General features: G+C 68.1%; 12 protein-coding genes and 1 pseudogene. 4 read left to right on the top strand and 9 right to left on the bottom strand.

Annotated elements, in window-relative coordinates; all coding sequences use genetic code 11:
• Positions 1-18 precede the first annotated feature (18 nt).
• Positions 19-990 carry a DNA-formamidopyrimidine glycosylase family protein gene (locus ACOQPE_RS03905; protein ID WP_420610600.1) on the bottom strand — a complete coding sequence of 324 codons (972 nt, stop codon included), beginning with the start codon at positions 988-990 and terminating at the stop codon, positions 19-21.
• 6 nt (positions 991-996) lie between these two features.
• Positions 997-1,524 (bottom strand): hypothetical protein, encoded by a 528-nt coding sequence (locus tag ACOQPE_RS03900; RefSeq protein ID WP_420610599.1) that lies wholly within the window; start codon positions 1,522-1,524, stop codon positions 997-999.
• A gap of 265 nt (positions 1,525-1,789) precedes the next feature.
• Between ACOQPE_RS03900 and ACOQPE_RS03895 the strand changes: the two genes are divergently transcribed.
• Together ACOQPE_RS03895 and hemB are read left to right on the top strand one after the other, a co-directional pair.
• Positions 1,790-2,167: a hypothetical protein gene (locus ACOQPE_RS03895; protein ID WP_420610598.1), complete on the top strand. Its 378-nt coding sequence runs from the start codon at positions 1,790-1,792 to the stop codon at positions 2,165-2,167.
• Between the two features lie 9 nt (positions 2,168-2,176).
• Complete coding sequence (hemB, locus tag ACOQPE_RS03890) at positions 2,177-3,157, top strand: porphobilinogen synthase (RefSeq protein ID WP_420610597.1); 981 nt, start codon at positions 2,177-2,179, stop codon at positions 3,155-3,157.
• 16 nt (positions 3,158-3,173) lie between these two features.
• Here the strand turns inward: hemB and ACOQPE_RS03885 are convergent, their stop codons facing one another.
• The 6 genes and pseudogenes from ACOQPE_RS03885 to dnaE all read right to left on the bottom strand — a co-directional run bounded on the left by ACOQPE_RS03885 (position 3,174) and on the right by dnaE (position 13,726).
• Positions 3,174-3,848: an aquaporin gene (locus ACOQPE_RS03885; protein WP_420610596.1), complete on the bottom strand. Its 675-nt coding sequence runs from the start codon at positions 3,846-3,848 to the stop codon at positions 3,174-3,176.
• 84 nt (positions 3,849-3,932) lie between these two features.
• Positions 3,933-5,828, bottom strand: a pseudogene (locus ACOQPE_RS03880) (peroxidase family protein).
• A 499-nt stretch (positions 5,829-6,327) separates the two neighbouring features.
• Positions 6,328-7,503, bottom strand: a complete 1,176-nt coding sequence (locus ACOQPE_RS03875) for a zinc-dependent alcohol dehydrogenase (RefSeq protein WP_420610595.1) — start codon at positions 7,501-7,503, stop codon at positions 6,328-6,330.
• A 113-nt stretch (positions 7,504-7,616) separates the two neighbouring features.
• Positions 7,617-9,650: a threonine--tRNA ligase gene (gene thrS / locus ACOQPE_RS03870; RefSeq protein ID WP_420610594.1), complete on the bottom strand. Its 2,034-nt coding sequence runs from the start codon at positions 9,648-9,650 to the stop codon at positions 7,617-7,619.
• A gap of 170 nt (positions 9,651-9,820) precedes the next feature.
• Positions 9,821-10,000 (bottom strand): hypothetical protein, encoded by a 180-nt coding sequence (locus ACOQPE_RS03865; protein ID WP_420610593.1) that lies wholly within the window; start codon positions 9,998-10,000, stop codon positions 9,821-9,823.
• 165 nt (positions 10,001-10,165) lie between these two features.
• Positions 10,166-13,726, bottom strand: coding sequence for a DNA polymerase III subunit alpha (gene dnaE, locus ACOQPE_RS03860; protein ID WP_420610592.1), 3,561 nt, complete (start codon positions 13,724-13,726; stop codon positions 10,166-10,168).
• A 154-nt stretch (positions 13,727-13,880) separates the two neighbouring features.
• Between dnaE and ACOQPE_RS03855 the strand changes: the two genes are divergently transcribed.
• Both ACOQPE_RS03855 and ACOQPE_RS03850 read left to right on the top strand, forming a co-directional pair.
• Positions 13,881-14,720 (top strand): HDIG domain-containing metalloprotein, encoded by an 840-nt coding sequence (locus tag ACOQPE_RS03855; protein ID WP_420610591.1) that lies wholly within the window; start codon positions 13,881-13,883, stop codon positions 14,718-14,720.
• Between the two features lie 33 nt (positions 14,721-14,753).
• The gene (locus ACOQPE_RS03850; protein ID WP_420610590.1) at positions 14,754-15,596 is read left to right on the top strand and encodes a TerC family protein; all 843 of its coding nucleotides are present in this window, start codon (positions 14,754-14,756) and stop codon (positions 15,594-15,596) included.
• Positions 15,597-15,605: 9 nt separating this feature from the next.
• Here the strand turns inward: ACOQPE_RS03850 and ACOQPE_RS03845 are convergent, their stop codons facing one another.
• The gene (locus ACOQPE_RS03845) at positions 15,606-17,066 is read right to left on the bottom strand and encodes a flotillin family protein (protein ID WP_420610589.1); all 1,461 of its coding nucleotides are present in this window, start codon (positions 17,064-17,066) and stop codon (positions 15,606-15,608) included.
• Positions 17,067-17,085 lie beyond the last annotated feature (19 nt).

The following is a 17,085-nucleotide window of genomic DNA, read 5'->3' as shown; positions in this document are numbered from 1 at the left end:
GCGGATGCCGCCAGTGCATCAGCGGAGGAACTTGCTGGTGGTGTTGTCGGCCAGCACCCGCCCGCTGGCCTGGCATCTGGCGCAGTAGTTGACCGAGTAGTCGCGGTACTCGACGGCCCGCACCACGTCGCCGCAGACCGGGCACTGCTCGCCGGTGCGGCTGTGCACCGCCGAGGGACGCTCGGCCGATCGGCTCATCTGGGGGAGCTGCCGCTCGGCGGCCAGCGATTCGTCGACCACGGCGCTGATCGCAGCCACGACTGCTTCGACACCGTCGGCGTCCATCCGCCCGGTAGGTGCGAATGGCGACAGCTTGGCCCGATGGCAGATCTCGTTGGCCAGCCGCCGTCCGAGCCCCGAGATCACCCGCTGGTCGCGCAGGAAGTTGTGCAGGCGGGACGGATGCGCCGCCATGAGCTCGGTCATGGCTGCAGCGTCGAGGTCGGTGGCCTCGGGCCCCAGGCGGCCGAGCGGTTCAACCCCGGCCGGATCGCCGGCTACTACCCACACGCCGGCGCGCTTCTGCGTGCCCGGCTCGGTGAGCAGCAGCCCCAGGCCGCTTTCGAATTCGAAGCGGGCCAGCCCGTCGCGGGGCCGACGGGGCCGCTTCGCATCGGGCTCCAGCACCCGCAGCCTGCCGCCCTGCATGAGATGCACCAGGAACGTCAGCCCCTCTTCGTCACACTCCGCGTTGTCTGTCCTCGAATCGTTGGCCGCGACTCCGCCGCCGTCGCGCGGGGCCTGACCAACGTTGTCGGCTGCGGCCTCGCCATCGTCGGCCGCGTTGTGCGACGGGGGAGCGAACCGCAGCAGCAGGAACTTGGCTCGCTGGCCCACGCTGCGCAGCGGCCAGCCGACGGCCTCCCTCGGCTGCGGGCTGGCGGTCTTGAGTGCCGTGAACGACAGCGGCTCAAACCGCTTCAGCACCTCGCCAGCAGCGAGCGCTTCCAGTCGTTCAGCGTGCGCCCGGATCTCAGGAATCTCCGGCACGAAGCGTCAGCCCCCGCCGGGTCCGTCAGGCTCGCTCGTCCCACCAGCATCGCCGGGGCCGTCTGGCCTGTCGCCATCGGCGCCGTCGTCAGTAGCAGCGGCATCGCCGGTCGAAGCACTGTCTTCCCCGTCAGCAAGCGCCTGGCCCAGCGCCGTGTTCACGAGCGCCAGCGCCTCGGATGCCGCGATCAGCACCCGCACGTCGCCGTTCACTGTGATGAGCCCTGCTTGCAAGGCAGCCAGCGCCCCCAGTTCACCCCGCCGCACGGCCTCCGCCGTCTCCCGCGACTGGCTCATCACCACCGTCTCGCCGACCTCGCCATGCTCGCCCGACTCGCCGCGTGCCGTTTCAGCATCGGCAGGCACCGGCTCGAGATGCGCCCGACCGCTGTCGATCACCAGCCGGTAGGCCACCACCGGCCCGCCGTTGCCGCCGCCGATCCGCTGCTCCACGGTGGCCTGCACCTCCGGAAGCTCCACGTCCGCCAGCACATCGGACATAGCCGTGCACCAGCTCTCGGACCCGATCTCCACGCCAGCGAACCTATGCCGCTCGCCACCCCATGTCACGCCACCGGCCTGCGCGCGCGCCGCCTGGGCGAGTTCCATTCGAGTCGCCGCGAGCGGCCTGCGCCGCCCAAACTCGATGACCCTCGAAAAGATTGAAAATTACTAATAAATATTGAAACAATCTATTATGCTGCATAGCAGCGCATCGCTGCGCAGATCCGTATCGCTGGCAGTTCGTCGGACTCACAGGGCGGCATACCCGCCTGTTACCGTTCCGAAAGGAAGTCCCATGGACGCGTCGACATTTTCCATCCTCGCCGCAGTGACTGTCGTGATGAGCTTCAATCTCACTGCCAGCCTGATGTGCTGCCGTTCGCTCAGCCGGCGTGTTGACCGACTCGAAGACCGTCTCGACGGGCGCATCGACAGGGTGGAGCGGCGCCTCGAACGGGTGGAGCAGACGCTCGCGCAGTTGGTGATGGACATGGCGACGGTCAAGGCGCACCTCGGCATCGCCGCTCCGCCGCTCGCCTTTGCTGGTCAACCGGCGACCACATCCCCGTCGGCGTCCGCACCCCCGCCGGCTGTCGATCCGCCCGCGGTATCCGCACCGCCTCCGGCTACAGCACAGGCACCCACTGCTTCCTCGAGCGCAGAGCCCCAATAGCATGACGGGGTGACCTTTCCGGCTCGCCGCCTTCGTCGGTTGCGTCGCACTCCGGCGCTGCGCCGGCTTGTTGCGGAAACCACCGTCACGCCCAGCGACCTCATTGCGCCGCTGTTCGTGCGTGAGGACGTCGCCGAGCCGCAGCCGATCGGCTCGCTGCCCGGCATCGTGCAGCACAGCCAGGAGTCGCTGCGCAAGGAGGTCAACGAGCTGGCCAACCTGGGCATCAGCGGGGTGATCCTGTTCGGCCTGCCGGCCCGCAAGGATCCGGTGGGCTCAGAGGCCTGGAACCCCGACGGTGTCGTGCAGGTGGCACTGCGCAACCTGCGTGACGACCACGGCTCGGAGATGGCGATCATCGCGGACCTGTGCGTCGACGAGTACACCGATCACGGCCACTGCGGCGTGGTGACCGACAACGGCGATGTCGACAACGACGCCACGCTCGAGCTGTACCAGCGGGTGGCGCTGGCCCAGGCCGAGGCCGGTGCCGACATGGTGGGCCCCTCGGGGATGATGGACGGCCAGGTCGGGGCGATCCGCCAGGCGCTCGACCGGAATGGCTACGAGCACCTGCCGATCATGGCCTACTCGGCGAAGTACGCCTCGGCCGAATACGGGCCGTTCCGCGACGCAGTCGACGTGACCATCGCCGGCGGGGGCAACCGCAAGGGCTACCAGCAAGACCCCGCCAACGCCCGCGAGGCCATGGCCGAGATCGAGCTCGACATCGCCGAGGGCGCCGACATCATCATGGTGAAGCCGGCGCTGGTGTATCTCGACGTGATCGCTGCGGCCCGGGCCCGTTTCGACCTGCCGCTGGCGGCGTACCACGTGTCGGGCGAGTACGCCATGCTCAAGGCGGCCGCTGCGAACGGCTGGATCGACGGGGCGGCCACGGCGGTCGAGCACCTCACGGCCATCAAGCGGGCCGGTGCCGACCTGACCCTCACCTACCTCGCCAGAGAGTTCGCCGAAACCCTCCAGTAGCCGCCAGCCCCTCAGATCAGCGGGACGGGTGGGTCACCCGGGCCACGCCGATGGCGCCGAGCGCGCCGATGAACTGCGCCACGATGAACAGCGGCGCGCTGGCCGGAGCAATGCCGGCGAACGTGTCGGAGAACATGCGACCCACGGTCACCGCCGGGTTAGCGAAGCTCGTGGACGACGTGAAGAAGTACGCCCCGCCGATGTAGGCAGCCACGGCGAAGGCCACGAACTGCGTCTTGCCCGAGCGCACCACGCCGATGATGACGATCACCAGCCCGAACGTGGCGATGATTTCGGACAGGAAGGCGGCCCCGCTGATCCGGTCCTTGGTTGACCAGAACACTGCATCGAGCTCGAAGATCACGTTGGCAGCCATGACGCCCAGGATCCCGCCGGCCACCTGCACCACCACATACAGCCCGGCCATGCGGTTGTCGAGGTCGCCGGCGAGGCGCGCCCACAGCGTCACCGCCGGGTTGAAGTGCGCCCCCGACGTCGACCCGAACAGCAGGATCAAACACGTCAGCGCACCGGCCGTGGCGATCGAGTTCTCCAGCAGCTGCAGCCCCACGTCGTTCGGGCTGAGCCGCTCGGCCATGATCCCCGAGCCCACCACGCTGAGCAGCAGGAACCCCGTCCCCACGAGCTCCGACGTCAGACGGCTGGCCGTGGTCTCACGCAGCTGCGGCACCGGGACAGCCTGCCACTCACAAGCAAACGAACCCTGTCTCCCGGGTGAACACTCAGTCCACGCCGACCCTGGCCCGCAGGCCGCCTAGTAGAACACCAGCGGTGGCGTGTACTTGACCGTCGCGGGCGCAGGCTGGCGAGCGACCAGCTTGCCGAGACTGGCGGCCCCATCCAATGCAGCGCCGTCGGCGGACACCGAGCCGTTCGCGGTTTCGCTGCCGTCGGAGACGACAAAGACATTGTCGCTCAGTTCGTCTTCGACGGAGGTGTTGCGGCGAATGATGTCCGCGAGCGTGGTGTCGCGCACCTCGTCGAGCAGGTCGGTATTAGCCACGAAGAACGGATCGTTCTCGAACCAGAAGCGGTCGCCGTCGCGCAGGCGCCGGAACTGCTAACCGATGACGGCCTGCAGTGTCTCGCCGACCGATGCGCCGTCGACATGGTCTTCGGCCAGAGCGGCAGGCCACAGGTCGAGACCGTCGACGTCGCCGTAGGCGTCGCTGAGTGCTTGTTGGACAGCGGGATCCGAGCTGATGTCCGCGAAGCTCGCCGCCGGGTCCAAGCCGTACGCCTCACGCACGGTGTTGAAATCGCTGAGGCCGTGGTCGCGGCCCCGCTGAATGTTCAGCGCCGCCAAGTCGAATGCCGGACCTCCCGGCCCGCGCATGAGGAAGTTCCGGACGTCGTCGATGACCAGCGCGTCGACGTTCTGGGCCTGCTGCGTCGCGAAGCCGCGCAGCACCTCTGCGATGTCATGGTCGTCGTAGAACGCAGGGCGGAAGAACGCATCCCGCAGCCCGACGTGGGACGACGCGCCGTCGTCGTCGAGCAGGTGCAGGTTCGGCGACAGCAGGGTGTGGCCGACCCGGTAGGCCGCAGCAGAGAACTCGCTCGCAATGGTCGGATCGACATCGGGGTCGTAGCCCTCGTAGGTGCCGAGTGCGTCGGAGCCGAGCAGCAGCGGCAGGAATTCGCTGTAGGTGATGTTCTGGATCTCGGCGCCCACGATCTTGCGGGCCAGCTCGTAGATCTCGTCGCCGCTGAGGTCGGAGTTCTCGTCGGCGATGAGATCAGCGAGGCGGTTGTGCTCCCGTACGAACAGCGTGTGCATCGCGATGAGACCGATCTGCTCGTTGACCCGCAGATCGCCTGCCACGAACAGGTTGGTGCGATGCGCCCCGCCCTCGTTCTCGAGCCCTTGCGCGTTGTACGGCAGGAACTTGCCCTCGCCCGAGGTGATGAGCTTCCCGGTGCCGTCGTTGGTGCGCAGCGCGCTGGCGCGTGCACGATCCGAGCCGTACACCTGCGATCCGTCGACGAATGCAGTGAGGGCATTGATCTGCCGGCGCGGATTGTCTGTTCCTGTGCCCGTGCTGGCGTCGGACGCGGAGCGGTGGAGTTGGATGGTCATCTCGCCGGTGCTCGCCGGATCGAACACCGAGTCGCCGCTCGGGACCGCGATCGGGAACGCCTCGTCGGTGTTGTCGAGACTGAGCGTGATGTCGTGATCGATGAACTGGCCCCACTGCCACACGATGTCGCTGCCCTGTAACGAGTGCGGCACCGACCCGTCCTGAGCGGCAACGAGGTTGCTGACGGTGCGGGCGTTCGGCCGTCCTTCGGCCGGCGTCGACACTCCGTCGGCGTACGCGTCGGCCGCCAGCTTGAGCAGTGCGGTGCCGGCCGAGCCCCATGTCGGGTTGTCTGCGTTGTTGCGGCGGCCGTCGAACGCCCGGGGCGTGAAGTGCTGCGGGAACTCTTCCAAGCCGACCGCAACAGAGTCGCCGCTCTCCCAGTCGAGCTCGATGTCGCTCCATGTGTGAGTGCCGCCGTCGATGCGTGCGTCGGCGAGATTGAGCCCGAGTGAGCCGAGCTGCAGCCGCAGCGCACTGGCTTCGCCGGACAGTGCGGGGTCGATGTCGAAGCTGACCGTGCCGGTGTCGGCGCCGGCCGACGCCAGGGTGAAGGTGACGCCGGTCACGCGATAGTCGGTGCCGTCCCAGCTGAAGCTGCCATCGGTGAGATCGCCGCCTAGCGACGAGCTGTACCCCAGCGACGTCGTGTCGCCTCCGACGGTCAGGTCTGCCTCCCAGACCGCACTGCCCCCGTCAGGAACCCAACCGGCGGCCGTGTCGTCGTCGGTGTCGCCAACGGCATCGGTGCCCGTGTCTGCGGCGTCGACGCTGAGGGCCTGGCCCGGAGGCGGTGCAGCCACCGCCAGGACGAAAGCCAGCGTGACTGCGGGCGCGACGAATCGACGGAACGGGGGGAGGTATCGCACGGGGGACGCGCTCCTTGAGACACTGCGGCCGGGCCGCTGCCTCTGATGGGGGATGTGAAATCACAACAGCCCCCGCTTGAGAACGAGGCAGCTAGTGCCGCGAACTATCAAACGGAGGCTGAGCGCCGAACCGTAATCGTGCTTGTCTGCCGCGGAACCGACCTCGGGCTGAGCGTTTTCTATGGAACCCCTGAGAGATTCAGTTGTCGCGGAGGTCGAAGGCGATCTTGACCGAGCCTCGAGCACCGGCGTTGGCGGCGTGCTCGAGGGCGTTGCGGTACTCCTCCAGCGGGTACAGCTCAGACACCAGGCGGCCCAGGTCGCGGTCGCGCACCAGCTTGATGGCGGCTTCGAAGGTGTGGCCCCCATCCAGCGATGGCTCGGTGCCATAGCAATACGCACCGACGAGCTCGGTCTCGCGGTGCCACAGCGCGGAGAGGTTCAGCTCGACGTTGGCGGGCATGCCCAGCACCACCACCCTGCCGCGGGGGCGGGTGAGGGCGATGGCGTCGGTCAGCGACTCCGACGAGGCCACAGCGTCGATCGTGACGTGCGTGCCCGAGCCGAGCGTCTCGCCGATCACCCGGGTGCCGGCAGCCCGGCGCACGGCCCGGCCCAGCTCATCGGGCGACACGGCCAAGTCGGCGCCGAGCTCGCGGGCCAAGCGGCGCTGGTGGCTGTAGCGGGCGCCCACCACGATCGCCGCGACACCGGTGAGCTGGCGCAGCGCTGCCACTGCAACCAGGCCCATCGTGCCGGCCCCGATCACCGCCGCCGTGCCGCCCTCGGTCACGCCCGACCGGAGCACCGCGTGAACGCCGGCCGCGGTCGGCTCGATCATGACTGCGGCCTCGTCCGACAGCTCTTGCGGGCCGAGCGACCCCAGCGAATGCAGCTGAGATTCATGCGCAGCGAACGTCTCCGACCAGCCGCCGCCGGTAGATGCGCACGACCCGGTCTGCAGCCCGGCCTCGATCTGGCCGCCGATCAGGTGGCCGTAGTCGTCGCCGTCGGCAGGTGCGGCCTCGGGCCACGGCGGGGCGAAGCCGTGCGCTTCGTGGCCCAGCACCGGCTCGAGCACCACCCGGGAGCCGTCGGCGGTGTGGCCGACCACCTCATGCCCGGGCACGAACGGGAACGACACGAGCGGTTCGAAATAGCGCGACACCTTCCCGTCCACCGTCGCCAGGTCGGAACCGCAGATGCCCGACAATGCCGTCTGCACGTACTGCCAGCCGGCGTCGGGCAGCTCGGGCGGATCCATCTCGGTCAGCCGCAGCGGGCCCACGCCCGCCCCTGAACCCGGCTTCAGCTTTCCCGCAGCCATCGCCGCGGCAAACCGCAGTTCCTTGCGCTCGAAGACCAGCGCCTTCACGTCACGCCATTTGCTGGAGCCATGCGCCTGCAGCTCATCGTCGGCAATTCTGCACCGGCAACGGGGACTGCGGGCCGCATGCCTCCGACTGTCGCGACTCCGCGCACGCTGTCTCAGCCCTGCTCGGCAGAACCCACATCAGTGGCTTTGCTGTCGACTTCGTCGGCCAGTTGTGCGACGAATTCAGCGAGCGGCACATCGCGGCGCACCTTCTGGCCACGGGGGTTCACGCCCACCGTGCCCGCGGCCACGTCGTCGTCGCCCACCACCAGCACGTAGGGCACCTTGTCCAGCTTCGCCCGACGGATCCGAGCCCCGAGCGGATCATCTGCCGGCACCGTCTCGGCCCGGAAACCCGCCTCGCCGAGCTGAGCCACCACCGACTCGGCAAACGAGTCGTGATCGGCCCGCACGCCCAGCACCACCGCCTGGGTCGGCGCCAGCCACGGCGGGAACGCACCCGCATAGTGCTCCACCATCACGCCGAAGAACCGCTCGATCGCGCCGAACAGCGCCCGGTGGATCATGATCGGCCGGTGCACTTCGCCGTCGGCGCCGGTGTAGCGCAGGTTGAACCGCTCGGGCAGGTTGAAGTCGACCTGGATGGTCGACAGCTGCCATGAGCGCCCGACAGCGTCGAGCACGTCGATGTCGATCTTCGGCCCGTAGAAGGCCGCCTCGCCCGCCGCTTCGAGATAGTCGTAGCCCCGCCGGTCCAGGGCAGCCCGCAGCGCTGCGGTGGCGCGCTCCCAGCCTTCGTCGTCGCCCACGTACTTGTCGGGATCCTGGGTGGACAGCTTGAACGTGAACTCGTCGAAACCAAACGCACCGAGCACCGACAGCACGAAGTCGAGCAGCCCCTCGATCTCGTCGCCGAGCTGCTCAGGCGGCACATATATGTGGCTGTCGTCTTGGGTGAATCCTCGGATCCGCATCAGCCCGTGCAAGGTGCCAGAGCGTTCGTAGCGGTACACGGTGCCCAGCTCGAACAGCCGCAGCGGCAGCTCCCGGTACGAGCGCTGGCGCTGACTGAAGATCAGGCAGTGCATCGGGCAGTTCATTGGCTTGGGGTAGTAGACGCCGTTGTCCATCTCCATCGGCGGGTACATGCCCTCGGCGTAGAAGTCGAGGTGCCCGGAGGTCTCGAACAGCCGGGCATTGGCCAGGTGCGGCGTGTACACGAACTCGTAGCCGCCCGCCTCGTGGCGGTCACGGCTGTAGTCCTCCATGATCTTGCGGATCACAGAGCCCTTGGGATGCCACACGGCCAGCCCGCCGCCCAGCTCGGCGGGGAAGCTCAGCAAGTCGAGCTCGGTGACGAGCCGGCGGTGGTCACGCTTGGCGGCCTCCTCCAACCGCTCCAGGTGTGCAGCCAGCTCGGCCTTCGAGCCCCACGCGGTGCCGTAGATGCGCTGGAGCATCTGGCGGTTCTCGTCGCCGCGCCAGTACGCGCCCGCCACGCGCATGAGCTTGAAGTGACCCAGCCGCCCGGTGTCGGGCACATGGGGGCCGCGGCACAGGTCGACGAACTCGTCGGTGTTGCGGTAGGTGGTGATCACCCCGCCTTCGGGACCCGACGCGGGGTCGTCGGCCTCGCCGTCGAGGATCTCGATCTTGTAGGGGTGCGCGGCGAACAGCTCATCGGCAGCAGCGCGGTCCACCTCAGCGCGAATGAACGGCTGGCGAGCGTCCACGATGGCTCGCATCTCGGCTTCGATGGCCTCGAGATCCTCATCGGAAAACGTGCGCGGCCGCCCGCTGTCGTCGAGGCCAAGGTCGAAGTCGTAGTAGAAGCCGTCGGTGATCGGCGGCCCGATCGAGAAAGTGGCACCGGGGTACAGCCGCAGCACCGCCTGGGCCAGCACGTGGGCGGTGGAGTGGCGCAGCACTTCGAGCCCCTCGTCCGACGACGGGAACACCAGCGACACCGACGCGCCGTCGGGCAGGGGCCGGTTCAGATCGAGCTGCTCGCCGTCGGCAACGGCGATCAAGGCGTCCTTGGCCGCCCGCCGCCCCAGCGACGCAGCGAGATCGGCGCCGGTCGCGCCGCCGGCAAGCTCCCGGGTCTGCCCGTCGGGCAGCACCACCGTGACCGCGGCGCGTCCGTCGCTCGCATCACCCGGGTTTGCGCCGTTGCTGCCGCTCATAAGGACAGTTTCCCTGTCTCGGTGCCGCGCATTCCAACGAATTTCAGCATGCGGCGTTCTGCGCGGGCGTGATTCGTGCTCACCGAGATCGATGGCCGCCGGTCGCAGCCGGCTGAGCTTGTGGCAACAGCGCAGGCGACGTGCGTAGTGCGGATGACATGCAGCGGCGACTAGCCCCCGGTGCCGCCGGAGAAGACGATGTTGATCAGGATGATCAGGAACAGCAGCCCGCCGAGCACCCAGAGCTTGTCGGCGAACTCGAAGCTCTTGAACTTCGCAAACGGGACCATCATCTTGTGCGGGTCCTCGAGCGCCTTTCCGTCGACCTTGCGGGTATCGGCGTCGCTCATGCGTTCTCCTGAAGCAGCTGTTCAGCGGCCGATGCCGCGGTGATGGGGCCGGCTGCGCTCGCAGCCACCGGGAAAGACTAGTGGTCTGGCCCCGGCATGGCGGAGCGACCCGTGCGGAGGTCTCGGCTTCGGGGCCCGCCGCAGCCGATCGCTCGGTGCCGCCGGCTAGGTGCGCACGGCGTCCGCGCCGAGCAGTTCCCGCATCGGTCCGGCGAGCGTGCGGGCATCCACCCAGCGCGACTCTGGCAGCTGCACTACCGAGTCGCCCACCCGGATGTGCACCGGCGCATCGCCGGGGTAGTCCGACAGCATCTGCTCGAACGCTTCCAGCCAGTGATCGTCGATGTCCACCCGCTCCACGTCGAGCGACACCGGCACGGGCCCCTTGCGCAACTCCAGCGCCTCCACCTCGCTCGCCAGGAACGTCGTCTCGCCCTCGCCGCGACGGTCGGGGCGGCCCCGCACCAGCAGCACCGCATCCTCGGCCAGCGTGGCGCCCGCCGCAGCGAAGCCCTTGGGGAACAGGGTGACCTCGATCGAGCCGGACAGGTCTTCGAGCATGAACCGGGCCATCGGGTCGCCGCCGCGCGTGTAGCGGCGCTGCAGGCTCTGCACCACGCCGCCCAGCGTCACCCACTGCTGGCCGCCATCGTGGCTGGGCGGCAGGTCGCCGAGTCCCGACACCGGGCAGGTCACCGATCGCCGAAGCTGGGCCTCGCCGCCGCGCAGCGGATGGTCGGACACGTACAGCCCGAGCAGTTCCTTCTCCCACGCCAGCGTGTCGCGCTCGGAGGCCTCGATGTCGGGCACCTCGATGCGCTCGTCGAAGCCCGGCCCGCCGTCGTCGTTGCCGCTGTCGGCCCGGCCGTTGCCGCCGCCGAACAGCGACTGCACCCCTGCGGCTGCCTCCTCACGCCGCCGCAGTGCAAACTCGACGACCTGCTCGAACACCCGCAGCAGCCCCGCCCGGCTGTGCCCGCACGTCTCGAAAGCGCCCGCCTTGATGAGCGACTCGGTGAATCGCCTGTTGAGCACCTCGCGTGGCACCCGCATGCAGTAGTCCTCGAAGTCGGCGAACGGGCCGTTGGCCGCGCGTTCGTCCAGGATCGGCTTGGCCACCCTCACGCCCACGTTGCGCACTGCCGACAGCCCGAACGGGATGGTGCGCCCGTCGGCGGTGAAGTCGAGCTCGGAGCGATTGATGTCGGGCACCAGCACGTCGATGCCCGACTGGCGGCAGTCGGCCAGGTACACGCCCGCCTTGTCGATGTTGCGCTTCGAGCCGGTCAGCACGGCCGCCAGGAACTCGGTGCGGTAGTTGGCCTTCAGGTAGGCCGTCTGGTAGGCGATCAGCCCGTAGGCGAAGGCGTGGCTCTTGTTGAATGCGTAATCGGCGAACGGCTCGATGATGTCGAAGAGCTGCTTGCCCAGGTTTTCCGTGTAGCCCTTCGCCACGCTGCCTTCCACGAACTTGGTGCGGTGCTCGGCGATCTGCTCGCGGTTCTTCTTGCCGCACGCCTTGCGCAGGTCGTCGGCTTCGGCCATGGAGTAGCCGGCGATCTCCTGGGCCACCCGCATCATCGACTCCTGGTAGATCATCAGCCCGTAGGTCTCATCGAGCAGCTCGGCGAGATCGGGGTGCGGCGGCGTGGCGGGCTGGCGTCCGTTCTTGCGGTGGGCGTAGCTGTTGTGCATGTCGGCGGCCATCGGCCCGGGCCGGTACAGGGCCACCAACGCGCAGATGTCCTCGAAGCGGGTGGGGCGCATCGACTGCAGCAGCGACCGCACCGGCGTCGACTCCAGCTGGAACACGCCCATCGTGTCGCCCGCACATAGCAGCTCGAATGTGGCGGCGTCGTCGAGCGGCACCGAGTCGATGTCGAGCTGCGTGCCGCTGCTGCGCTCCACGAGCCCTACCGCATCGTCGATGATCGACAGCGTCCGCAGCCCCAGGAAGTCCATCTTCAGCAGGCCCAGGTCTTCCACGCCGCCCATGTCGAACTGGGTGACGATCGGCGCCTCGTCGGGGTCGCTGCCCGACTCGGGCTTGCGCTGGATGGGCAGGTATTCGGTGAGCGGCTCAGGGCTGATCACCACCGCCGCGGCGTGCACCGAGTCCTGGCGGATGAGGCCCTCGAGGCCGCGGGCCACGTCCACCACCTCGCGCACCTCGTCGTCGGTGGAGTACATGGTGCGCAGTTCGGCAGCGGCCGCGTACCCGTCGGCGTGCTTGTCGTCGCGCTCGAGGCAGGCGCCCAGCGGGGTGTCGCGCCCCATGATCAGCGGCGGCATGGCCTTGGAGATGCGATCGCCCAGCGCATAGGGCTTGCCCAGCACCCGGGCTGCGTCGCGCACCGCCGCCCGTGCCTTGATGGTGGAGAAGGTGATGATCTGCGCGACGTGGTCATGGCCGTACTTGCGCGCCGCGTAGTGGATCATCTCGTCCCGGTGACGGTCGTCGAAGTCGATGTCGATGTCGGGCATCGAGATGCGTGCCGGGTTCAAGAAGCGCTCGAACAGCAGGCCGTACTTGATCGGGTCGAGGTCGGTGATGCCCAGGCAGTAGGCCACCACGCAGCCTGCCGCCGAGCCCCGCCCCGGTCCCACCCGGATGTTGCTCTCGCGGGCATGACGGATGAGGTCCCAGGTGATCAGGAAGTAGCTGCTGAAGCCCATGTCGGAGATGACCCGCAGCTCGTATGCGATGCGTGCAGCAGTGCTTTCGGGCACGTTCGAGCCCCAGCGCCGCTTCGCCCCCTCGAACGCCAGGTGCGACAGGTAGGCGTCGGCGTCGGCGTGGGGAGCGGGCACCTCGAAGTGCGGCAGCAGCACCTGGCCGAAGGAGATGTTGGTCTCGGCCCGATCCGCGATGGCCAGCGTGTTGTCGCACGCCTCGGGGAATTCGCTGAACAGCTCCCGCATCTCCTTGGCCGACTTGAGATAGTGATGGTCGCCGTGGAACTTGAATCGGTCGGCGTCGCTGCGCAGCGAACCGGTCTGCACGCAGAGCAGCGCGTCGTGCGCCACCGCATCGTGCTGGTGGGTGTAGTGCAGGTCGTTGGTGGCCAGCAGGGGCGCGTTGAGATCGTGAGCGATCTGCAGGAGTTGCGGGTTGCAGTCGTGCTGGGCGTCGATGCCGTGGTCCTGCAGCTCCACGTACAGCGAGTCGCGGCCGAAGATGTCCTGCAGGCGCCCGGCCCGGCGGCGGGCCTCGTCGTAGTCGCCGTTCAGCAGGGCCTGCTGCACGACGCTGCCGAGGCAGCCGGTGGTGGCCGTGAGCCCCTCAGCGTGGTCGGCGAACATTTCCCAGTCCATCCGGGGCTTGTAGTAGTAGCCCTCGAGGAAGGCCCGGCTGGCCAGCTTGAGCAGGTTGCGGTAGCCGGCGTCGCTGTGGGCCAGCAGTGTCAGGTGGTAGTAGAGCTTCCCGCCGCCCTCGCCGTCGTCGCCGGTGTCGTCGACCTTGGCGTTCTTGGCCCGGTTGCGGCTGGGACGCTCGTGTCGGCTCTCGAGTGCCATGTAGGCCTCGGTGCCGATGACCGGCTTGATGCCGTACGTCTTGCAGGCCCGGTAGAAGTCGAGGACGCCGTACATGTTGCCGTGGTCGGTGATGCCCAGCGCCGGCTGGCCGTCGGCTGCCGCCGCCGCGACCACCTCATTGACGCGCGCCGCGCCGTCGAGCAGGGAGTACTCGGTGTGGGTGTGCAGGTGCACGAACGACGCTGCCACGCTGTTCCTCGATCTCGTCCAAAACGACCCGTCTGTCGAACATAGACCGGTCTCATTTGCGCGCGGCGAACCCGCGGGCAGCTCGCAGCCCGAGATACGCGAAACCCCAAGAAACATGGTTGGAGGACCGCTCGCAGGGCTGCATCATGGAGGCATGGCTTCGCAGCAACGCGCGGATGTGGACGAGCTGGAGCTCGACGCAGGCGCCGTGTTGCCCTGCGACGAGCTGAACAGCGTGCTGGTGGTCGACGATCCGCGCCCGGGCCTGTGGGAGCTGGTCGACAGCGGCTGGGCCGACGAGCACCTTCCCGAGCTGCCGGCGCTGGCGCTGGAGCAGGACCCGATCCACCGCCACAAGGACGTGCTTGCCCACACGATCGCCGTGGTGGCCCAGAGCCCGCCCCGCCTGCGGGTGCGCCTCGGCGCGCTGTTCCACGACATCGGCAAGCCGCTCACCCGCGAAATCACCCACAGCGGTGTGACGTTCCGCAACCACGAGGCGGTGGGGGCGAAGATGACCCGCCGTCGCATGCCCGAGATGGGTTACAGCGACGATCTGACGTCGCAAGTCGCCCGCCTGGTGCACCTGTCGGGCCGCTTCAAGGGGTACGACACCGGCTGGACTGATGCTGCCGTGCGCCGGTATGCCCGCGACGCCGGTCCGCTGCTGGGCGATCTGAATGACATGGTCCGCAGCGACTGCACGTCACGCAACGTGAAGCGTGTCGAGGCCCTGCACGACGCGCTCGACCGCTTCGAGGTGCGCATCGCCCGGCTGGCCCGCGAGCAGGCCCAAAAGGAAGTGCGGCCCGAGCTGAACGGCGACGAGGTGATGACCCACCTCGGGCTTTCGCCGGGGCCCGACGTGGGCCGCGCCATGAAGTTCCTGCTGGAGCTGCGCCGCACCGAAGGCGAGCTGGGCGACGCCGAGGTCCGCCGCCGCCTCGACGCCTGGTGGGCCGCGGTGGATACCCCGCACCAGAGCGAGCAGTGAGCGTGACACGCGCTCGCTCTAGCGTGTGCGCTCGTGGAATGGGTCGCGAATCCTGAGGTCTGGATCTCTCTGGTCACACTGACGGTGCTCGAGATCGTGCTCGGCATCGACAACGTGATCTTCATCTCGATTCTTGCCGGACGGCTGGGCGGCAAGGAAGCCGAGCGCGCCCGCGTCGTGGGCCTGTCGCTGGCCATGGGCATGCGGGTGCTCCTGCTGCTCGGCATCTCGTGGATCGTGCGGCTGACGACGCCGCTGTTCTCGGTGTTCGGCCACGAGCTGTCGGGGCGAGATCTGATCCTGCTGGGCGGCGGGCTGTTCCTGCTGGGCAAGTCGACGTTCGAGATCCACCACAAGCTGGAAGGCGACGATCACGACGACGCGGGCGACCGGGCAGGCGCCACGTTCACCCGGGTGATCATCCAGATCCTGCTGCTCGACCTGGTGTTCAGCCTCGACTCGGTCATCACTGCGGTGGGCATGGCCGACCGGGTCGGCGTGATGATCGCCGCGGTCGTCATTGCCGTCGGCGTGATGCTGTGGTCGTCAGGGCCGGTGATGCGCTTCGTGGGCAAGCACCCGACGGTCAAGATGCTGGCGCTGGCGTTCCTGCTGCTCATCGGCATGTCGCTCGTGGCCGAAGGCGCCGAGTTCCATATCCCGAAGGGCTACATCTACTTCGCCATGGGCTTCGCCGTGCTGGTGGAAGCGCTCAACCTGCGGATGAAGCGCAACCGCCAGCCGAGCACGCCGCCCGTCGAGTTCCACGAACGCCGCCTCCCCGAATTCGCACCTGCTGGTGATGCGAATCCAGTCGGCAACGAGGACAGCGGGACCGCCGACACTCCGCCCGACGATCCAGGGGTCGCTCCCTAGACGCGCTCGCTAGACGTCGGCGTTGCTGCCGCCGTCTTCGGCCACCTCGGCCTCGGTGACGTCCGCGTTTGCCGAGCGGTCACGAAGCTGTTCGGCAATCTGACGCAGCCGCTCGACGGTGTCTGCGTTGTCGAGCTCGCCCAAGAACTCCGGCAGCCGGATGCCCGCCTGGCTGGCAACTTCGTGCAGCGGGGGAAGCGCGCCGATCAGGCCGGAGATGAAGTTGGCGGTGGTGCCGTTCTCGCCATTGGGACCGCCGCCGGAATCCCATACGGTGATCTTGTCGATCTGCAGGTTCGAGATCGCCTTCACCTGCTCGGCCACGAGGTTCGGCAGTTGCTCGGCAACCAGCAGCAGCGCTGCTTCTGGCGCTGCCCCGCCGCTGGCGGTCACCAGCGCGCCCAGGCCCTCGGCGCGGCGGGTCAGCAACGCCAGCAAGCCCAATGCCTCGGCTTCCATCAGCAGCCGCTGACCGTCGGCCTCGCCGGCCTTGACCAGCCTGATGCGGTCGGCCTCGGCCTCGGCCAGCGTCCGCACCCGCTCGCGTTCCACCTGAGCGGGCACCACGATGTCAGCGTCCTGCGCGGCCTTGTCGCGCTCTGCGCGCACCCGCTCGGCTTCTGCCTCAGCCATGAACGATTCCTGTTCGGCCTGGGCCTGGCTGACGCGTTCGGCAGCGTTGGCGGCACGTTCGGCTTCGGCTTCCTTCTGGCGCCGCTCGCTGGCAGATTCGGCGATCACCACATGCGATTCGTTCTCGCCTTCGGTTGCAATGGCGTTGGCCTGCGCCACACGGATGCGCTGCTCGCGCTGGGCCTCGGCGGCGCCGATGTCGCCGTCGCGCTCCTGCTCGGCCACCTTGACCTTCGCCTCGCTGATGGCGCGGGCCGCTGCTTCGCGGCCGAGGGCGTCGATGTATCCCGATTCGTCGGTGATGTCCTGGATGTTGACGTTGATGAGGCGCAGCCCGACCTTGCGAAGTTCGAGCTCGAGCGACTCGGTGATGTTGGTGATGAGCTGCTCGCGGTCGGCGTTGATCTGCTCGATCGGCATCGTGGCAATCACCACGCGCATCTGGCCGAAGATGATGTCGCGGGCCAAGTTCTCGATGTCGAGCAGCGACAGGCCCAGCAGCCGCTCCGCAGCGTTCTGCATGACACCGGGCTCGGTCGAGATGCCGACCGTGAACGTCGCTGGAGTATTGACCCGGATGTTCTGCTGGGAGAGCGCTCCTTGGAGCTTGATCTCGATCGGGATGGGCGTCAGATCCAGGTATGCGTAGCCCTGCACGATGGGCCACACCATGGCTCCGCCGCCGTGCAGGCACCTCGCCGACTCGCCTTCCCCGCCGACGCGTCCATAGACCACGAGGATCCGGTCGGATGGACAGCGCTTGAAGCGCGACGAGATCCACAGCAGGGCGATCAGCAGGATGGCGAAGATGCCACCTGCGAGGGCGATGACAGCCATATTTGCCTCTCGTATTGAG

Origin of the sequence: Candidatus Poriferisodalis sp. (assembly GCF_965219595.1) — a bacterium.
Lineage (GTDB): Bacteria > Actinomycetota > Acidimicrobiia > Acidimicrobiales > Poriferisodalaceae > Poriferisodalis.
The sequence above is the reverse complement of the archived record's forward strand: the minus strand, read 5'-3'. Positions and strand labels throughout refer to the sequence as shown.

Coding starts and splice junctions, on each gene's coding strand:
- ACOQPE_RS03895 (WP_420610598.1), top strand. CDS start 1,790: ATGGACGCGTCGACATTTTCCATCCTCGCCGCAGTGACTGTCGTGATG.
- thrS (WP_420610594.1), bottom strand. CDS start 9,650: ATGAGCGGCAGCAACGGCGCAAACCCGGGTGATGCGAGCGACGGACGC.
- ACOQPE_RS03865 (WP_420610593.1), bottom strand. CDS start 10,000: ATGAGCGACGCCGATACCCGCAAGGTCGACGGAAAGGCGCTCGAGGAC.
- ACOQPE_RS03855 (WP_420610591.1), top strand. CDS start 13,881: ATGGCTTCGCAGCAACGCGCGGATGTGGACGAGCTGGAGCTCGACGCA.
- ACOQPE_RS03845 (WP_420610589.1), bottom strand. CDS start 17,066: ATGGCTGTCATCGCCCTCGCAGGTGGCATCTTCGCCATCCTGCTGATC.